The sequence below is a fragment of the Chryseobacterium sp. CS2K3 genome (assembly GCF_059515185.1).
Genome location: NZ_JCAKRW010000005.1, coordinates 99190 through 118433, shown reverse-complemented (window position 1 = coordinate 118433; position 19244 = coordinate 99190). Strand labels below are relative to the sequence as shown.

17 protein-coding genes are annotated in these 19244 nt (G+C 34.2%); 7 read left to right on the top strand and 10 right to left on the bottom strand.

The window, feature by feature from the left end; all coding sequences use genetic code 11:
- Positions 1 to 14: 14 nt before the first annotated feature.
- From AC5YGG_RS10100 to AC5YGG_RS10090, 3 genes are all read right to left on the bottom strand, one after another.
- Positions 15 to 1244: an ABC transporter permease gene (locus tag AC5YGG_RS10100; protein ID WP_496144381.1), complete on the bottom strand. Its 1230-nt coding sequence runs from the start codon at positions 1242 to 1244 to the stop codon at positions 15 to 17.
- A 244-nt stretch (positions 1245 to 1488) separates the two neighbouring features.
- Positions 1489 to 1725: a four helix bundle protein gene (locus AC5YGG_RS10095; RefSeq protein WP_496144380.1), complete on the bottom strand. Its 237-nt coding sequence runs from the start codon at positions 1723 to 1725 to the stop codon at positions 1489 to 1491.
- A 105-nt stretch (positions 1726 to 1830) separates the two neighbouring features.
- Positions 1831 to 2520, bottom strand: a complete 690-nt coding sequence (locus AC5YGG_RS10090; RefSeq protein ID WP_065394913.1) for an ABC transporter ATP-binding protein — start codon at positions 2518 to 2520, stop codon at positions 1831 to 1833.
- Between the two features lie 424 nt (positions 2521 to 2944).
- Between AC5YGG_RS10090 and AC5YGG_RS10085 the strand changes: the two genes are divergently transcribed.
- From AC5YGG_RS10085 to AC5YGG_RS10075, 3 genes are all read left to right on the top strand, one after another.
- The gene (locus AC5YGG_RS10085; protein ID WP_041461620.1) at positions 2945 to 3919 is read left to right on the top strand and encodes a ribonucleotide-diphosphate reductase subunit beta; all 975 of its coding nucleotides are present in this window, start codon (positions 2945 to 2947) and stop codon (positions 3917 to 3919) included.
- 127 nt (positions 3920 to 4046) lie between these two features.
- Positions 4047 to 4337: a hypothetical protein gene (locus AC5YGG_RS10080; RefSeq protein WP_496144379.1), complete on the top strand. Its 291-nt coding sequence runs from the start codon at positions 4047 to 4049 to the stop codon at positions 4335 to 4337.
- A gap of 56 nt (positions 4338 to 4393) precedes the next feature.
- Positions 4394 to 6052: a ribonucleoside-diphosphate reductase subunit alpha gene (locus tag AC5YGG_RS10075; protein ID WP_496144378.1), complete on the top strand. Its 1659-nt coding sequence runs from the start codon at positions 4394 to 4396 to the stop codon at positions 6050 to 6052.
- A 644-nt stretch (positions 6053 to 6696) separates the two neighbouring features.
- Here AC5YGG_RS10075 and AC5YGG_RS10070 read toward each other — a convergent pair.
- Positions 6697 to 9882, bottom strand: coding sequence for a TonB-dependent receptor (locus AC5YGG_RS10070; RefSeq protein ID WP_496144377.1), 3186 nt, complete (start codon positions 9880 to 9882; stop codon positions 6697 to 6699).
- A 295-nt stretch (positions 9883 to 10177) separates the two neighbouring features.
- On the opposite strand from AC5YGG_RS10070, the gene AC5YGG_RS10065 reads away from it, so the two are divergent.
- From AC5YGG_RS10065 to AC5YGG_RS10055, 3 genes are all read left to right on the top strand, one after another.
- Positions 10178 to 12313 (top strand): T9SS type A sorting domain-containing protein, encoded by a 2136-nt coding sequence (locus tag AC5YGG_RS10065; protein ID WP_496144376.1) that lies wholly within the window; start codon positions 10178 to 10180, stop codon positions 12311 to 12313.
- A gap of 100 nt (positions 12314 to 12413) precedes the next feature.
- Entirely contained in the window at positions 12414 to 13304 is an 891-nt protein-coding gene (locus AC5YGG_RS10060) for a DUF72 domain-containing protein (protein WP_496144375.1), read from the top strand.
- A gap of 175 nt (positions 13305 to 13479) precedes the next feature.
- Complete coding sequence (locus AC5YGG_RS10055; protein WP_496144374.1) at positions 13480 to 13710, top strand: hypothetical protein; 231 nt, start codon at positions 13480 to 13482, stop codon at positions 13708 to 13710.
- An 85-nt stretch (positions 13711 to 13795) separates the two neighbouring features.
- On the opposite strand, the gene AC5YGG_RS10050 is transcribed toward AC5YGG_RS10055, so the two are convergent.
- On the bottom strand, positions 13796 to 14317 hold the full coding sequence (locus AC5YGG_RS10050; protein WP_496144373.1) for a hypothetical protein: 522 nt from the start codon (positions 14315 to 14317) through the stop codon (positions 13796 to 13798).
- Positions 14318 to 14451: 134 nt separating this feature from the next.
- Here AC5YGG_RS10050 and AC5YGG_RS10045 point away from each other — a divergent pair, with 134 nt between their 5' ends.
- On the top strand, positions 14452 to 15696 hold the full coding sequence (locus tag AC5YGG_RS10045; RefSeq protein WP_496144372.1) for a porin family protein: 1245 nt from the start codon (positions 14452 to 14454) through the stop codon (positions 15694 to 15696).
- Here the strand turns inward: AC5YGG_RS10045 and AC5YGG_RS10040 are convergent.
- The 5 genes from AC5YGG_RS10040 to AC5YGG_RS10020 form a co-directional block, all read right to left on the bottom strand.
- Positions 15693 to 16337 (bottom strand): HD domain-containing protein, encoded by a 645-nt coding sequence (locus AC5YGG_RS10040; RefSeq protein ID WP_496144371.1) that lies wholly within the window; start codon positions 16335 to 16337, stop codon positions 15693 to 15695. The genes AC5YGG_RS10045 and AC5YGG_RS10040 overlap by 4 nt on opposite strands.
- The gene (locus tag AC5YGG_RS10035; RefSeq protein WP_496144370.1) at positions 16334 to 17179 is read right to left on the bottom strand and encodes an alpha/beta hydrolase family protein; all 846 of its coding nucleotides are present in this window, start codon (positions 17177 to 17179) and stop codon (positions 16334 to 16336) included. Before AC5YGG_RS10035 ends, AC5YGG_RS10040 begins: the two co-directional genes overlap by 4 nt.
- 90 nt (positions 17180 to 17269) lie before the next feature.
- Positions 17270 to 18160: a ribokinase gene (locus AC5YGG_RS10030; RefSeq protein WP_496144369.1), complete on the bottom strand. Its 891-nt coding sequence runs from the start codon at positions 18158 to 18160 to the stop codon at positions 17270 to 17272.
- Between the two features lie 68 nt (positions 18161 to 18228).
- Complete coding sequence (locus tag AC5YGG_RS10025; RefSeq protein ID WP_496144368.1) at positions 18229 to 18864, bottom strand: DUF4241 domain-containing protein; 636 nt, start codon at positions 18862 to 18864, stop codon at positions 18229 to 18231.
- 9 nt (positions 18865 to 18873) lie between these two features.
- On the bottom strand, positions 18874 to 19236 hold the full coding sequence (locus AC5YGG_RS10020) for a GIY-YIG nuclease family protein (protein ID WP_438561134.1): 363 nt from the start codon (positions 19234 to 19236) through the stop codon (positions 18874 to 18876).
- Between the last annotated feature and the right edge of the window lie 8 nt (positions 19237 to 19244).

Here is a 19244-nt window from a genome sequence, read left to right as displayed (position 1 = left end):
TACAAGTTATATAGTTACTCTGTTCTCAATGCTTCAATAGGTTTGATCTTTGAAGCTCTGTAAGCCGGCACAAATCCTGCTACAAACCCAGAGAAAACCAAAGCTATAAACGCCATCAGAATCTCTCCCCACCCTACACTCGGGCTTTTAATGAAAAACTCTTCAAGGCTGTCACCAATCATACTTAATGTCAAAACACCGACTGCTATTCCTACTATTCCTGAAATTACTGTAATCACAACACTTTCCTGAACAATAAGCGCTACAATCCCTCTTGGTTTTGCCCCAATAGCTTTTCTTACTCCTATTTCTTTGGTTCTTTCTTTTACGATGTATACCATGATGTTACTGATCCCGATGATTCCTGCCAGCAATGTTCCCATCCCGATAAAACCAACAATAGCTGTAAGAACTGCCATAAAGGTAAAGGTATCGTTCATGTTTTTGGCATTATTCCAGACACGGACACCGTTTTCATCGTCGGGAGAAACACTTTTTCGTGATTTTAATTTATCTTTCAGCTCATCACCATATTTAATGGCTTCCTGAGGGGTCATTTTATCGCTGTACGTGATATAAGCAATATTTACGGTATCAGAACCTTTCTTCATTTGCTGCAAGGTGGTAATCGGCACGGTAATATGTCTTTCATCCCAGTCTCCACCATCATCTGAGAATACACCTACTACTTTGAACATAGTTCCGTTGATATCCAGTTCTTTTCCAACAGGACTTCCGTTTTTAATCAGGTCTCTCTGAACCATTCTTCCGATTACAGCCACATTCTGTTTTCCTTCAAGATCTCTGGGAGTAATGTATCGTCCATCGATCATTTTTCGGTTTTCAATAATCTGCTCACCCGGTTCCGCACCGTGTACCTGATAGATTCCGCTTTCTTTCCCGTATTTTACCATCAGACTGGCATTATACCTTGGGCTGGATGCTCCAACGTTTTTCTTTTCTGCGTTGATCAGAAAATCATAATCATCATTATTCATCGTTACGGTACGTTCAGACTGTAAACCTTTATACGCTAAAGTTGTTTTCCCCGTAGAAATAGTAATCAGGTTTTTGGCATCTCCTGAAAACCCTTCCGAGAAAGCATTCTGAAGTCCCTTCCCTATTCCGAAAAGAACAATGAATATAAATAAGCCTAAAGCCACCGTAAACCCCGAAAGTACTGTCCGAAGCACATTACTGCGGATAGAACTGAATATTTCCTGCCAACGATCTAGGTCAAACATAGTTTTTTATTTTTTTACTTTGTAAAAAGTCAATGAGCTGTACTGTCAATTTTCTTCGAAGTCAATTAATATGTCAATTTCTCTTTTTAAACCTACAGCAAAATGAATATTTCCCTTTTACATTTCTAATCTTTTTTCAACATTTTACTTAATAAGATGAATGTTGTCTTTATTAAATTTTCAATTTTAATTAATTCTTCTCTTTTGATATAATCACACTCTATAACTATATCAAAACAGGAGTCTAACTCAACAACAGACCTCTTGCTATTTCAAAATATCTTTTTCTTTCCAGCTCTGATTTCCTTGAACAACCTTCAGCAATATTTAATACAACTGAAGTAGATGCTCGTCTTATCTGATCTATTATATTAAATCTTTCACTATCCGGAATCTTAGATAAATGTTTGTAACATTCTATTCTTAATTCTCTAGCTGATTTATAAACATCAAGTTTATAGTGATTTAGATTTAAAAACATTTTTACTTTTTTTCATTTTTTTGTGTGTGTTATATTTAAATTTATTTCACTTCAAGCAAATAAAAATTCACTTGCAAAGCAAAATTGACTATTCACTATTGACTTTTAAAGCACAATCTGCTTAATAAACTCATCACTTTCAATGATTCCGTCCTTCAAAACAACATTTCGCTTTGTCTGTGCAGCAACATCCGGCTCATGGGTTACCACGATGATTGTTTTTCCTTCATTGTTAATATCCTGAAGAAGCTTCATAATATCGTGTGTTGTTTTTGAATCTAATGCTCCGGTAGGTTCATCCGCCAGTACCACTTTCGGGTCTGTAATCAAAGCTCTAGCAATAGCAACTCTTTGTTTCTGCCCCCCTGAAAGTTCACTGGGAAGGTGATTTGCCCATTGTGCAAGTCCTACTTTTTCCAGATACTCCATTGCTTTCTGATTACGCTCTTTCCTTGGTACATTTTGATAGTATAAAGGAAGTGCTACATTTTCCAAAGCCGTTTTATAATTGATCAGGTTAAAGGACTGAAAAATAAATCCTAAAAATTTACTTCTGTACTCGGCAGCTTTTACCTCGGATAAATGTTCTATCGGAACACCATCCAATTCATAGGTTCCTGAATCTTTTTCATCCAAAATCCCAATGATATTAAGAAGGGTAGATTTTCCGGAACCGGAACTTCCCATAATAGATACAAACTCGCCTTCGGAGATATTCAGATTGATTCCCTTCAGAACGTGAAGTTTGCTTTTTCCTGTATCGTATGATTTATGTAAATCCTGAATTACTAACATTAAGTGATCTATGTTTTATACCCAATAAGTAGATGATATTTTCAAATTGTTACAAGAATGAAAATTTATTCAAATATTTTTTTGTTTAACTACTTTACCCTTTATTCAAAGCATTTTATCAATTTTTGTTTAACCGTAACTTAAGTTTTACATGTATTTATCCCCAAGAAAGCTGTCTAGCCTATTATTCGTGCCTGTTTCATGTAAATGTGGAAAACTTTTACAGCTAAAAGTCAGCCTATTAGTATTTACCTCTTTCAAAATCAGTTCTTTTTTTCGAACTTTGTATTTAGATTCTGATCAGAAACACAAACTTAGAATGTGAATAACTTAAATTCACAACCATCACAAAAACAAAAAGTTATACATTTTCTGAACGTTATCCACAGAGATCTGAATTATTTAATTATATAGATATTTTAATATGGGAATTTTTGATAAGAGAGTAAGTTATAAGCCATTTGAATACCCGGAGGTCCTTCAATTTGTGGAAGCGATCAACAAATCGTTCTGGGTGCATTCGGAAGTGGACTTTACTGCAGATGTACAAGATTTTCATTCGCAGTTGGAACCACATGAAAAACATGCTGTGAAAAATGCGCTTTTAGCCATTGCACAGATCGAGGTGTCTGTAAAGACATTCTGGGGGAATTTATACAACCACCTTCCGAAACCGGAATTCAATGGATTAGGATCTACTTTTGCAGAATGTGAGTTCCGTCATTCTGAAGCATATTCCCGTTTATTGGAGGTATTAGGATATAACGACGAGTTCCTGAACGTCATTGAAATTCCAGCTGTAAAAGGTAGAATTGAATTTCTAGGAAATGCTTTAAAGCATGCTAACTCTGCTACACCTAAAGAATATGTTTCTGCATTATTACTATTCAGTATCTTAGTAGAAAACGTTTCTCTTTTCTCTCAGTTTGCCATCATCCTTTCTTTCACAAGATTCAAAGGATTCATGAAAAATGTTTCTAACATTATCGCATGGACTTCTGTAGATGAGCAAATTCACGCTAATGCCGGAATCTACTTAATCAACAAAATCCGTGAGGAGCAACCTGATCTATTAACAGACAGCGATATTGAAGATATCTACACACTTGTTGATGAATCTATCGCAAGAGAAGGTGATATCCTTAGCTGGATCTTTGAATTAGGAGAAATCGACAATGTATCTAAAGAAGATTTATTGAACTTCATGAAGTATCGTGTAGACGACAGTTTGAAGAAAATCAATATGAAAACAAGATACAACATCACTCCGGAACAATACAGACCAATGGTATGGTTCGAAGAGGAAGTTTTCGCGAATTCTCTGGATGATTTCTTTGCAAAAAGACCTGTAGATTACACGAAACACGATAAGAGTATTACAGCGAACGATTTGTTCTAATATCAATTGTAAAAGCGCGAGTGAAGCGAGCGTCAAAGCAGATCATATTAGCGTTTCGTTACTCTGAATGAAAGTTGATTATTTTTTCAGAAGAATACCAAGCTTTAAATAAACACAAAGATAAAACATGATTAATGTAATTGTAAGCTATACCGTAAAACCTGAGTTTGTTCCTGCCAATAAGACTCATATTCAAACGTTTTTGAATGATTTCAAAAATCTGGATCAGACAACATTTGAATATAAGGTCTATGTAAAGGAAGACGGTGTTACTTTTGTACATTATTCAAACTATATCAATGAAGAAGTTCAGCATGAAGTTTTGAATGTTCCGTCTTTTAAGGAGTTTCAAAGATTGAGAGATGAAAGCAGACTGAATGGTTCTCATAAAGTAGAAATTTTACAACCAATAATATAAAAAAAACAAAATTCCGGGGTGATCATCTCATCCCGGAATTCGAAAATATAACATCTATGGAAGAGCAAAATTCAAATATATGGTGGCTCAACGAAGAGTCTGAGCAAATGCTGAACAGAGGATATCTGTTGAAAGGTGAAACGGTAGACGGAGCTATCGACAGAATTACCACAGCTGCTGCAAAAAGGTTATACAAACCTGAACTTCAGCCGGCTTTCAAGGAAATGATCACAAAAGGATGGATCAGTTTCTCTTCTCCTGTATGGGCTAATATGGGAACTGAAAGAGGTCTTCCTATCTCTTGTTTTAACGCTCACATTCCGGACAGCATTGAAGGAATTACTCATAAAATGGGTGAAGTCATCATGCAGACTAAAATCGGAGGGGGTACTTCAGGTTATTTTGGAGAGCTTAGAAACAGAGGTACAGCTGTAACGGATAACGGAAAATCTTCCGGAGCAGTTTCATTCATGAAGCTTTTTGATACGGCAATGGATGTTGTTTCTCAGGGAGGTGTAAGAAGAGGTGCATTTGCTGCTTATCTGGATATTGACCACGGAGATATTGAAGAATTTTTATCTATTAAAGATATCGGTAGCCCCATTCAAAACCTGTTCACCGGAGTATGTGTTCCGGATTATTGGATGCAGGATATGATTGATGGTGATATGGATAAACGTAAAATCTGGGCAAGAGTATTGGAAAGCCGCCAGCAGAAAGGTCTTCCTTATATTTTCTTCACGGATAACGTAAACAGAAACAAACCACAGGTATACAAAGACCTTGGAATGACGGTAAACGCAAGTAACCTTTGTTCTGAGATCATGCTTCCTTCTACAATGGAAGAATCATTCATCTGCTGTCTGTCTTCCATGAACCTTGAATTGTATGACGAGTGGAAAGATACAGATGCTGTGAAATTAGCGGTATACTTCCTTGATGCGGTATTATCAGAATTTATTGATAAAACTGAAGGTAACTATTACTTACAGGGAGCAAGAAACTTCGCAATGCGTCACAGAGCGCTTGGATTAGGAGTTTTAGGATACCATTCTTACCTACAGAAAAATATGATTCCATTTGAAAGCTTTGAGGCAACTCAATTCAATGCGAGAGCTTTCAGACACATTAAAGAGCAAGCTGAGCAGGCTTCAAGAGAACTTGCCAATATCTACGGAGAACCGGACGTACTGAAAGGATATGGATTAAGAAATACCACTACAATGGCTATTGCTCCTACCACTTCAAGTTCTGCCATCTTAGGACAGACTTCTCCTGGAATCGAGCCTTTCTCTTCCAACTATTATAAAGCGGGTCTTGCTAAAGGAAACTTTATGCGTAAGAACAAATACCTTGCAAAATTATTGAAAGAAAAAGGATTGGATAATGAGGAAACATGGAGAACTATCATGTTGAACCATGGTTCTGTACAGCATCTGAACGAGCTTACTGATGATGAGAAAGCAGTCTTCAAAACATTCAAAGAGATTTCTCCAATGGAAATCATTTCTCAGGCAGCACAAAGACAACAATACATTGACCAGGCACAGTCTCTGAATCTTCAGATTCCTTCTACAATGCCTGTAAAAGATGTAAACTATCTATACATTGAGGCTTGGAAGAAAGGTGTAAAAACGCTTTACTACCAAAGAAGTTCTTCCGTTTCAAAAGAAATGATGGTGAACTTTGTATCATGCTCAAGCTGTGAAGCATAGGATCAAGTAATAAACACTCTATATTTACAAAAGCATACCGAAAGGTGTGCTTTTGTCGTTATTAGCTATTGATATGTTTTGGCTAAAGCCATTGGAAATATCATTTGATTATAAAACGGGCTAAAGCCCGTTATATTGAATTGAAAAACTACTCACAACCAATAGATTGCTCAATGTCAAAAATCATTTATTTACCAAAAAGAATAGATATTTCGTCATTTATAGGATCAAGCGCAAAAGTTGTGGGGCTTAGAATATTTAGATCAGTTTAATTTTAAAATTTAACGCAAAGGATTTCTATTATCTGTTGTATTTTAGAAAGCAAAGCTTGAATCAATTGTATTGATTCTTTCTAAGCGTACGCGTATCTACATCGCTTCATTAGCTACTTTTGTCGCTTTCTTAGCTCCCTTATCAATAATCAATTCCATCATGTCTTTGCGTTTATAGAAAATTTAAGTATAAAGCTTAGAGGAGTAAAAAGATAATTTATTTTTTCTTCAGATTAACGAAACTTTTTGCGTAGCCCCCAACTTTTACTCCTGATCCCATTTATATCCTCTTTACTTATTATTCATAAAAAAGGTCCGGAAAGAAAATCCGAACCTATGAAAGAATTGTATAAAAGTAAAATAAAGCAGTAATTAAAAATTATATCTAACTCCTAACTGTGCTTGAAATCTTGATGCAAACTGATCAATTGTATAAGGTAATCCCGGTGTTTTAAAGTTATAAGTCGGGTCACCTGCAGCTGGTTGTCCGGTAGCTACATTTCCTACTTTCGTTAGCCCTACACTTGCTGTAGAGTTAAAGGTATTCGGTACAAAATAGACTTTACCCCAGTTTTTGTTCAGTAAATTGGTAAAATTGATGATGCTCAAAGAAATCTGGATGTTGCTCTTTGATTTTTCGCTCAATCTGATTTCGTCCATAATTCTGATATCAGCCTGAACATTCCAAGGAGTTGTATCTCCATTTCTTTCGGTGAATTTTCCTCTTCTTGACTTCAGATAATCATTATTATTGACAAAGTTTTCATAATCTGCAATCTGTTGCTGAGCAGTTACTAAAATATTTCCTGTTCCGTCTTTAATAGGTACAATATATTTTGCAGCTTCAGCAGCATCTTTAAAGACATAAGCAAGACCTGCTGCCTGTCCGGTATTAGCAATGGTACTGTTTACAAATCCCCAGGAGAATGGATTTCCTGACTGAGCATTAAAGTACACATTGGTATATAGTTTATTTGAATTTGAAATATTGAAAGCATATCCAAGATTGGCAACAATTCTGTTTTTAATAGCAAAATTAGAAGTCGTTAACTTAGGATCATTCGGCGTAAGAGATTGGTTCATCTGCCAGTTACTTTCCATAGAATTTCTGATTCCGTTTGTAATATCTTTTGCGTCTCCATAAGTATAGGCGGCAAAGAAATTAAATCCAAAGCTGTATGATTTTGAAATCTGAGCGGTCAGGTTGTAACGGTATCCTTCTTTTGTATTGGATAAAAGATATGCATTGGAAAATTTACTATTGATATTGGTTGTATAAATCGGCATTTCATGATTCACATCATAGCTGTAATAGGTTACATTATCCGTTTTATTGACCTGTTGGAATTTAAGATCATACAGAACTTTAGTATAAATCCCTTCTAATGTCAGCTTATAGCCTGCAAGTGTATAATCGAACGCCAGGGAACTTCTCCAAACTCTCGGCATTTTAAAATTATTGTCAATAAGGTCTACCTGTACTTTAGATGAATTTTGCCATTTAGAGAAATTAGAACCAATCAAAGGATCTCCATTAGCTGCAAGTTGCGCTGCAGTTGGTGCGTTATAATCATAACTTCCGAAACCTACTCCATCATTATAATAAGCATATCCCAGCCATGCAAACGGAATTCTTCCTACAAAGATCCCTGACCCACCTCTTAATACCATGGATCTGTCTTCTGTAACATCAATAGTAAATCCAAGTCTTGGAGATAATGTAGGTTTATTAAGGTAACTGTTGGTAAGCTGGCTCAATGGGGTATAATTATAGGTATTTCCATAATTAGGATCCTGAGGTGAGCTGTTCACCAATGGGCTTAGTTGTGGTTTATTAGGTAAATCTGTATAATCTACTCTGACTCCCGGTGACAGTCTTACTCTTCCCAAGTTAATTTCATCCTGAAGATATAATGAAAGAAGATTCACTTTATACTGAGCATAAGGATTGTCGAAGAGCGTTTGTCTGCTTTCCCCGTTAAACGGATAGGTACCTCTTATTCTTGCCGGAGTTCCGTTATAAAAATCATTTAAGCTTTTATAAGATATTCTTCCGTTCAAAGCATTTACAAACCCATAATTGATATTGTATAGCTCATTGTGTGTCCCTAATAAAAAGGTGTGATTTCCTGTTTTATAGGTAAGGTTATCAGTAATTTCAAATGTCTTCTGCTTCATATTGAAAACAGTCGCCTCTCTGTCATTACCTAATAAAATTGTTCCTCCATTATGGGTAATCTCAACCTGTGGGAACATTGCATTTGAAGAAGTGGGATCTCTGTAGTCATGAATTGAGGAATATCCTACAACCAGGTTATTATTCCATTTATCGTTAAAACGGCTCTTCAATTCAAGGGTGGTGGTAGAAGCGGTATTCTTTTGAACAAAATCCATGCTTGAGAACCTGAAATTAGCACCATCTCTCTCTAAATTGGATGCCTGAGAAAATACTGTATTGTTTTTAATCGATAATGTATGTTTATCATTAATTTTCCAATCTAACTTATTGAAAAGCTTAGAACTTTCGGAAAAGTTGTTGTACTGATTAAAACTTCCGACATTAAATCCATATTTATTCTGTACAAAATTGGATATCTGCTGGGCAACCGTCTGATCAATCAAGGTATTTGGATCACCGGCATTATAAAAAATAGGATCTGTTCTTTTAGTATATTCCAGATTCGTGAATAAGAATACTTTATCTCTCACTACAGGTAATCCTACTCTACCTCCATAGATAAAATCTGAGAAATCCTTTGGCATTTTTGAATTATCTCCCACTCTGTTGTTTCCGGTAATTGCTGCATTTCTTCCGTAAGTATAAAGAGATCCGGTAACATCATTACTTCCACTTCGGGTAACGGCATTGATACTTCCGCCAAGAAAATTCCCAAGTTTCACATCGTAAGGAGCAATATACACCTGCACATCCTGAATAGCATCCAAACTGATGGAATTGGAGCGTGTGCTACTCCCCGGCATTCCTGAAGTTCCCGTCTGACCTCCTAATGAAGGGCTGAAACCAATAGCATCGTTATTGATAGAACCATCAATGGTAACGTTATTGTAACGGAAATTAGTACCATTGAATGAATTGTTAGCACTTTGAGGAACTAGTTTTGTAACATCCTGAATACCACGGTTGATATTAGGCAATCCTGAAATTTGTGCCTGGCTGATTCCTACTCCGTTTTTTACGGTAGTTCTTTTTGAGGTAATTTTAACCTCATCAATGGTCTTTTCCTTGTTCCCAATTTCTACTACCGGCAAATCATTATTTCCTAAGGAAAGCTGGAGGGCAGGGTTTTCATAAATAATCTGTGATCCGTCAGAAATTTCAATTTTATAAGGTCCTCCCGGCTGAAGATTATCCAAACTGTACTGTCCTTTGCTGTTCGTTTTCGTTTCAAAGTTACTGTTCGTAGGAATGTGTATTACCTTTACTGTAACTTCGGAAGAAACTCCTTTTAATCTCCCAAAAATTTTAGAACTGGTTTCCTGTGAAAATGCAAAACCGAAAGACAATAAAGCAAAAGCACAGATTATTTTTTTCTTCATATTTTTTCTTCTAAAAACTTGGTGTAAATGTATATCTACTAAATATGAAGTATGGTAACATAAAATTAACATTATGTAACACAATGTTTAAGATTTCCTTAAAAAAAACTTAATACGGATAACAAAGTCATTTCAATATTTTTTATACAAAAAATAAATTTATTGCCCTATTTCACACAAGAAATAAAGAAAATTCATTTAAAATATTCGAAAAATTAAAAAATCACTATCTTAGCCGTATCGGAAAGTAATCTCAAAATTATAATGTAAATCCGAAAATTAAAAACTAAAAATCATGAAAAAAATTCTACTTACCTTATCAGTAAGCTGCGCTTCCCTAGCTTACTCACAGAATCTAAATTTTACAGATTTAAAATTCAAAGCGTTACTTTTAAGTTCAAATTCAACGAACGAGATTGGAAAAGACATTAACGGAAATTCTATTGCTATAGATCAAAATGGAGATGGTGAAATTCAAATTTCAGAGGCTCAGCAGGTAAAAATATTGAATATCAAAATCGGTGATCAAACGTATATTGATCCCAATGGAAATAGATATGATCCTGATAATATCAATACTGCTTACTATGACAGCCACCTTCCCGATGGTATTTCTGATGCTGTACTTTTTTCCAATCTTGAGGAACTTTATTTCTGGAATACAAAAACAGCCAATATCAGCTTCGCAAATCATGGAAAAATAAAGAAGGTACAAGGAAGACCTTTCTATTATGATTTTTCTCAAGCAGGACAATATACTGCTGCTCCCATAAATCTTTCGTTTGATAACTGTCCGGGAATTCAGGATATCAACGACGTAATTGCTTATCAGGCTTCAGGAAATCCATGGTATTCGCCTGAGAATAGTTTAAGTATCAAAAATAGCCAGCTTACCAATGGTAATATTGTTATTGAGAATACTGAACTTCAAGAATTGTATATTCAAAACACCAATGTGAATACTTTAACGTTTAATTCCTGTAAGTTTTTGTCTAAAATATCGGTTCCCAATCTCAATACATTAACAAAGATTTCAGTATTGGGAAATAGTGCCACCAATGAACAGAACATCGAACTTATAGCTAATAATTGTACAAATTTAGAGGAAATCATTGCCAATACAGATCATTATGAAACAAATGGCGCCTATTTTTCTTCTGTAAATCTTAATGGCTGCTCAGCTTTAAAGAAAATAATGGGTTTAAATGCTTCTTCCATTGATTTCAGCACGGCAGGATTAATTAACCTCGAGGAATTGGATTGTTCATATTATAATAGATATGGGTATAATACTACATCCGGTATTTATTTTGGTAATGTGACTGCATTACATCTTGCAGGTCTTCCAAAACTTAAAACACTAAAAGCTTTTAATCAAAAAATATCCAATAATGTGAATTTCAGCGCGGCACAGGCATTGGAGAATATTGATCTTACGAACAGCTGTGGCTATATGAATACTGTAAATGTAAGTAACCTTCCTCATCTGCATACCTTAAGAGCCAACCGTCATTATACCGATGGTACATCAGGTGCTGATAATCTTCAGAATATTATCACTAAAAACTGTACAGCATTAACTAATTTTCAATTTGATTATAATAGTGATTTAAGAAAGCTTGACTTGGAAAACTGCCCGGGGCTGGAAAATTTAACAATTGGAATTTCTTTAGCGGATAAGTTCTCTAATCTACAAGAAATTAATCTTACGCAATGTACCGGATTCAAAGAGATTTCTGTAAACTCAACAAAAATTTCAACGCTGGATACGAATGATTGCTCGGCTTTACAATCCTTAACTTTATCATACAATCATCTTCTTACTTCACTTAATATTTCGAATAATACAAACTTAGAATCGTTATCACTATCTTCTTTACTTTTACTTCCGCAGGTCAATACTTCCGGTAATGTTAATGTAAAGAATGTATATTTCAATATTTGCCCACAGATTACTCAACTTGATTTTTCCACTTCATCTCATCTTGAAACAATAGCTTTTGTAAACATGCCCAAATTAAACTCTATAAACCTGAGAAACGGATCTTTAGAAAACTTCTGGGAATTTATGAACTATAATTCCAACTTATCAGTTTGTGTAGATGATGCTCAATTAAATGATTTTCAAACCGCATATCCCGATATCACATTTACAACGAATTGTGGGACAACGTTATCGACAGCCTATAAAAAGATTAGTAAACCTCAAGTGAAAGTTTTTCCTAATCCTGTAAAAGACTTCTTGCAGATTAACTCAGTATATCCTGTAAAAAATATTAAGCTTATTGATAATCAGCAAAGAGTTATTTTCAATCAGAATTTCAATCAGGAAGTTGTTAAAATTGATCTTTCAAGCTATCCAATTGCTGTTTATTTCATCAAAATAACAACAGAAAAATCTGAAACGACGGAGAAAATCATCAAAAAATAATCCTTTTCAATACAACTCTTTTCACCAAAAATCATAGAACTTTCTATGATTTTTTTGGTTTATATTTGTGTTTATTGTTTAACACTACAAAATTACAGATATGAAATTCGGACAAGTAGAAGATCCTTCAAAAATAGATTTTACACTTCCAAAGGATCATTCAAAAACCAAAGAAATTTTAAGTCTCAATAAAAAAGGATTGGAAAATATCTCTATCGGATGTGCCAAATGGAATAAAACGGATCTTAAGGGATTTTACCCTAAAGGGACTAAGGACGAACTGACATATTATGCCACTCAGTTTAATTCTATTGAGCTGAATGCCACCTTCTATGGAATGCCAACTCCTGATCAGGTAAAAACCTGGAAAGAAAAAACGCCTGCCGATTTTAAATTCTTCCCTAAAATCACCAATACCGTATCTCACTTCAGAAGATTAATTGACGTTACAGATCCTGTCACTCATTTTGCGTCTGCGGTAATGAATTTTGATGAAAAACTGGGAATGGCTTTTCTTCAGCTTCATGATAATTTTAAACCGAAAGATTACGATAGACTGGAAAAGTTTGTAAAAGAATGGCCCAAAGAAGTTCCTCTTGCCATAGAGCTTAGAAATACGGAATGGTTTACTGACGAAAATATTCTGAATACAACATGCGAGCTTTTTGAAGCGAATAATATTACCAATATCATCGTAGATACTGCCGGAAGAAGAGATATGCTTCACATGCGCCTTACAACTCCTAATGCATTTATCCGCTATGTAGGAGCCAATGCAGAAAGTGATTACGACAGATTGGATGACTGGATGAAACATCTTACTCAATGGAAAAAGGATGGTCTTCAAAATCTATATTTTTTCGTGCATCAAAATGTTGAAAAAGCGTCACCATTACTTTCTGCTTATTTCATCAAAAAAATGAACGAGGAATGGAAAACCGACATTCATATTCCTCAAATGGCAACTGAGAGTACGGGAACACTTTTCTAGAAAAAATTGACGAATATTGCTTAAAAACAGTAATTCTTCAATAATAAAAAAATTAAATAGATTCATTTTAATTTAACTCCTAGCTGGCAATAACCTCTTTTTCTTATTGTAAAAATATATACATTAGAGTATATCATATTTTGATGAATGTGATATACTTAAAAAAATTTATAACATGGAAAAGGAAATTTGTAAAATCAGTGTTGCGAGCAATTGGCTTGGTGATGAATATATTTTTTATGAGAACCGAAGCATAAAAAGAGTATATGATAATCACAGTTTAAATTCAAACAAAACTGAATGGCTGGAACCTCAACAAATCAGCAATCAAAGTAAAGACAAGATCATAAAGAATTGTCCGGAAGAATTCAAGGAACGAATCATGCAGATCCTTGATTATCCTTAATAAAAAAGCTCTCGCAGATTTTACCGATTAAAGTAGAATGACAATCATCTACAACCGGCAAAATCTGCGAGAGCACTCTATAGTTTTATTGTTTATTTCTCTTTAGAAGCAATACCAAATTCAGGAATAAAAGGAGAAAATCTAATGTTATCCAGATTCCTAATTTCGTATTTTCATAATTATAGGCGTCTACCTGTTTCTTCGCTGCTTCGGAAAGTTTCATACTCTGATTAATATAGTTCTGCACTTCCACAATCTGATCTATATTCTTATTAGGAACAGAATGTTGGGAAAAGTATACCAGATTCTTTTTTCCAAGATAACCTACAATCCAATATTCATCAGACTTATCCATTTTCAGGTATTCTATTCTGTAATATTCCGGACGTACTTTTCCAATATGCTTAGGCTCAAGTACTGTATTATTGTCAATTTTATTTACATTAATAAGATAGAAATCCAAAGCTTGTGGAAGCTTATTGATGACTTGTAATCCTACGGAATTATCTACAAATGCTACTGCACTTTTTTTGATAAACCAATACGTAAAAACAGAGATTGAGGAAACCACTGTTACAATGCGAAACAGCCTTGCCCATTTTGCCATCCTTCCTGATTTGACCTTAAATAGCATTAAAGACAAAACTGAAGCGAGAAATATTATAAAAATAATCAGTGTCATATTTTACAAAGATACTTAATCTATATTTTATTTATATTTGCAGTCAAATTTTTATAACCATGAAAAATGTATTTTCAGTATTTGCTTTTTTGAGTATAACTTCTATATACGCTCAAGTAAAATATGAAAAAGGTTACGTTATTAACAATGATAATGTAAAAACAGAAGTACTCATCAAAAATAAAGGATGGGTAAGTAATCCTGATAAATTCAGCTATAAAAAAGAGGATGCCTCTCAGGAATCTACCGGAACTACATCTGATGTTAAAGAATTCGGTATTTATAATGACGCAAAGTATGTAACCTATAATGGGGACATAGATTACTCTTCTGATGATATTGCCAATCTGACAAACAGTAAAGAACCTAAACTTGTTAAAAGCTCAGTATTTCTAAAAGAGGTTACTTTTGGAAATAAAAAATTATACGCCTATAAAGGTTATATCACCAGATATTTCTACTCTGATTCTGATTCGGTTATACAACCTTTGATCTATAAAAAATACTTTTTAGATAGCAATAAATCGTTAATTGCAACCAACGATGGGTATCTGAATCAATTGAAAACTCTTTTTGCAGATGATCCAACTACCGTGTCTAAAGTAAACAGAACCCAATATACAATATCTAGTTTAACAAGAATCTTCAATGATTATAATAGTAAAATAGCCGGAAATTCGGGCATCCAATCTGATACTGTAGTTTTCTCAAAGAAAAAGGAATTGAAGTTCAATCTTAATATAAGACCTGGTGTTAACTTTTACGCTCCTTTAAAGCTAGAAGAGTCTTTTCCTTCCCCTGAACTTGCATCATCAAAAACTAATTTTAGGATTGGTGTGGAAGCAGAGCTCATTCTTCCTTTTAACAGAAATAAATGGTCTGTTATTTTGGAACCTACTTTCTCTCAGTATTCTAATAAGAAGACAACCATCCGTACAAATGACAATCTTTACAACATTACAATGGATAAGTATTCATATATAAGTATACCAATAGGGGTGAGACACTATATGTTCCTGAGTGACAAATCAAAGATTTTCATCAATGCCAGCATTAATGTTTTTAACATAAGAACGAGTTCTCCATCTGCTATAGAGTTAGATTATGATGGACATGTATTTGACAAATTAGAATTGGCATCTACTCAAAGCTTCAGAAACTCATCTTTAGGAGTTGGATATACGTATAACAATAAGTATAGTTTAGAAGCAAGATTTAATAACCGCAGTAATATATTGGATAAAGATCTACCACATGCAGATATTAAATCTTTTTCTTTAATTTTTGGATATAATATTTTTTAATCTACATCCCATTCTTTATAAAACTGGTCGAGGAAATTCAGCATATATTGATGTCTTTCTTCGGCCATTTTTTTTCCTTTTTCAGTATTCATCAGATCTTTCAGAAGTAATAATTTCTCATAGAAATGATTGATCGTCGTTCCGTTTGATTTTTTATATTCTTCTTTTGACATATTTAAACTCGGCTGCACTGCAGGATCATACATTGGATTATTCTTGAATCCTCCGAAGTTAAATGTTCTTGCAATTCCTATGGCTCCAATGGCATCAATACGGTCTGCATCCTGTACAATCTGCAATTCCAGAGATGGATTTACCGGAGCATTTCCTCTATTTTTAAATGATATGTTTTCGATAACAAATAAAACTTTTTCAATAGTTTCGTTGGGAACATTTTGTGATTCTAAAAACTCTCTTGATATTCTTGGAGCTATCGTCTCATCTCCGTTGTGAAATTTAGGATCAGCAATATCATGTAATAATGCAGATAATTCTACCACATCCTGATCACAATTTTCTGTTTCTCCTATTTTTTTTGCCAGCTTCCAGACTCTTTCAATATGGAACCAATCGTGTCCTGCTTCTGCTCCTTCTAATTTTTCTTTTACAAATTCTACGGTGTTTTCAATGGTACTTTTCATTTATCTATCAATTCATTTAAAATAATATCCCAGAGTTTATGATTGTAGCTTCTAAAAAAATTAACATGTCCAATTTCTTTTTTCTCAGATTCGGAAGTTTTTACAAGTCTGTAGGTAGGTTTAAGGTTGGGATATGTATTATTCAGTAAGCTTAATACTCCTTTTTCTGTAAGCCATACATCATCTTCAGCCCGAATCACAAAGACTTTTTGTGTTAAATTTTTAGAATAATCATCAATTTTCTCCAACAACCGGTTGGTTGATTTCTTGTTTAAAATTAAGGTTCTCCAGTCATATGCACAATTTTTTGGAAGACTTTCTCCAAGCCCAAACCAATTTGCCGGAAAATACCCTAATAAAGAAGTAGTTAAAGGCTGAACAATTCCGAATCCCAGATAAGCTTCTATTTTCGTTTTTAATCTCAGATTGCCAACAAATGCATTTTGTGTTCCTACGAATACAAATTCTTCAAACATTGATGAATCTTTATTCATTCCAAGGATCAAAGCACCTACGGAATGTCCCAGGCAATATTTTCTGTATTCTGAAAAGTGAGTTTTTATATATTGAGTTAAAGTTTTAAAATCCTGTGAGCCCCAAATTCTCATAGACCCATGAAATCCTTTCATTTTTTTAGGCTTGGAAAGTCCTATTCCTCTATAATCATAAGTGATAACAGTAAACCCTTGTTCGGAAAAATATTTGGCAAAGGAAAAATATACCTGTTGCTTTACACCAGTGGCAGAATTAATCAGCAATAGTTTTCCATTATTTTTTTCGGGACGAAAAAGATGAACGGCAAGTGAAACATGGTCTTCTGTAGTGAGTATTAGTTTTTCCATAGAATAAAAAGAAAAAATCCACTATAAAAGTGGACATTTTCAAGATCTTTTTATGTTAAGTTTTAAACTTTTGATATGCCGTAAATAGCTTTAAGACAAGAAATCTGATATTCTTGGCAGCCCCGTCTGCGATCCTTTACCTTGAGAAACTCTTGATGATACTTCATTTCCAAATTTCACACATTCTTCAATGGAGTTTTCATGACAAAGCGCAATGGCAAATCCGGAAGTAAATGCATCTCCCATTCCCATTTTATAGACAGCCTTTTCATTATTATTTCTGTAATATTTCATTTCTGTACCATCAAAATAAATGGTGGAATTCGCATCATCTCTCACGAAAACTTTATTAAAATATTTTTTAAGTACTTCTTCTCTTTGCTCTTCTCCAAAAATAATATACAGTTCGCTGCTTTTTGCCACTATGAAATCTACGTTTTCAATAATTTCATCACTGATTCTTATTGCAGGGGAGGCATACAATCCTACTTTTTTACCATACTTCTTGGCTTTTTTCACCGTATACTCTACTACTTCCATAGAAACTTCAAGCTGCACCAGTATAAGATCTGCCGTATGGAAATAACGGTCTGCTTCATCAATATGAGATTTGCTAAGATATTTATTAGCGGCAGGAACTACTACAATGGCAGCATTTCCTTCACAGGTCGTCACATAGGCTGTACCTGTAGATTCTTTATCTGTTTCATGAACAAAACCCACATTCACATTTTCTCCCACAAGATTCCTCATAATCTGCTGTCCAAGAGGGTCCATTCCTACACAACCTACGAAGTAAACACTTGCTCCAAGTCTTGCTGTACCCACTGCCTGATTAGCTCCTTTTCCGCCAAAATAGCTATCTGAATTTACCGCTAATACGGTTTCATTAGGCAAAGGAAGCTTTTCAGTTTCTAAAACCAGATCTATTGAAGAACTGCCTACAACAATAATTTTGGGTTGTTCTGATGAGAAATTCATTGTGTTTTATGTTAGTTTTAAAATTAATAACAGACAAAAATTCTACTTTCAAAAATAACTAATTTTACTTAACTAATTTCAATAAATTCAGTAATTATCTTTACCGGAGATTTATCTTTATCATAAGCTATATAACTTGCATAAAAACCTTCTCCATATCCGGTCTCAAACGCAAATATAGTTCCGGGATGTGATTCTGACGGTTTTAAAAACGCATATTGGTCTATCGCTCCGTTTTCATCAAAGAAATATTCATGGAAAAATTCTTCATAGATTCCCATAAAATCTCCTCCTTTGTTATGATACAGTTTCTGCTCCAGTTCGTTAAGGCTGTTTTGAGTGTCTACATCCATAAAACATCCCATTCCGCTTTCTACAGGGTACCCAAAAACTTCTTCTTCAGCAAGTTCTTTGATATTCTGTCCTGCAGTAGTTGCTAACTTCCAGTCTACAATTTCTTTGGTATTGAAAACAATTTCTGCATATGCTACGCAATTGCTTTCTCTTTCTTTATGTAGAGTAACTGGGAATTCTCCTTTAGGAAATTCTGTAGAAAAAGGAAGCATATCATTGGTGATCAAAGGATCGCAGGCAACTAATTTTCCGCTGGAAAGATAGATTTTGCCTACTTCAAAACTTTCTAATAAAGGGCTTTCTACAAAGTCTCTCGAGAATAGTTTTTTTATGTTTTCTATGTGTTTCATTTTATTCTATTACTTAATATGAGTGTCAGGCTGAGCGGAGTCGAAGCCTTTTGGGTTTTTATTTTCAAAATTATCTGAATGACTTTTATTTTGGCAAACAGATAATTCTTTTAATTTATCCCAATTATCATTGATAATGGCTTCTTTTTTCTTTCTACTCCAACCTTTTACTTGTTTTTCAAACGCAATTGCTTGAATTATGTCATTAAATACATAAAAGAAGACTAGTTCAACCGGTCTTCTTTTATATGTATAACTTTCAGGAAATTTACCTGACTGATGTTGAGATAACCTAACTTCAATATCATTTGTAACTCCTGTATAATAAGAGTTGTCAGAACATTTTAAAATATATACAAAATACTGTTTCATTTTATTCC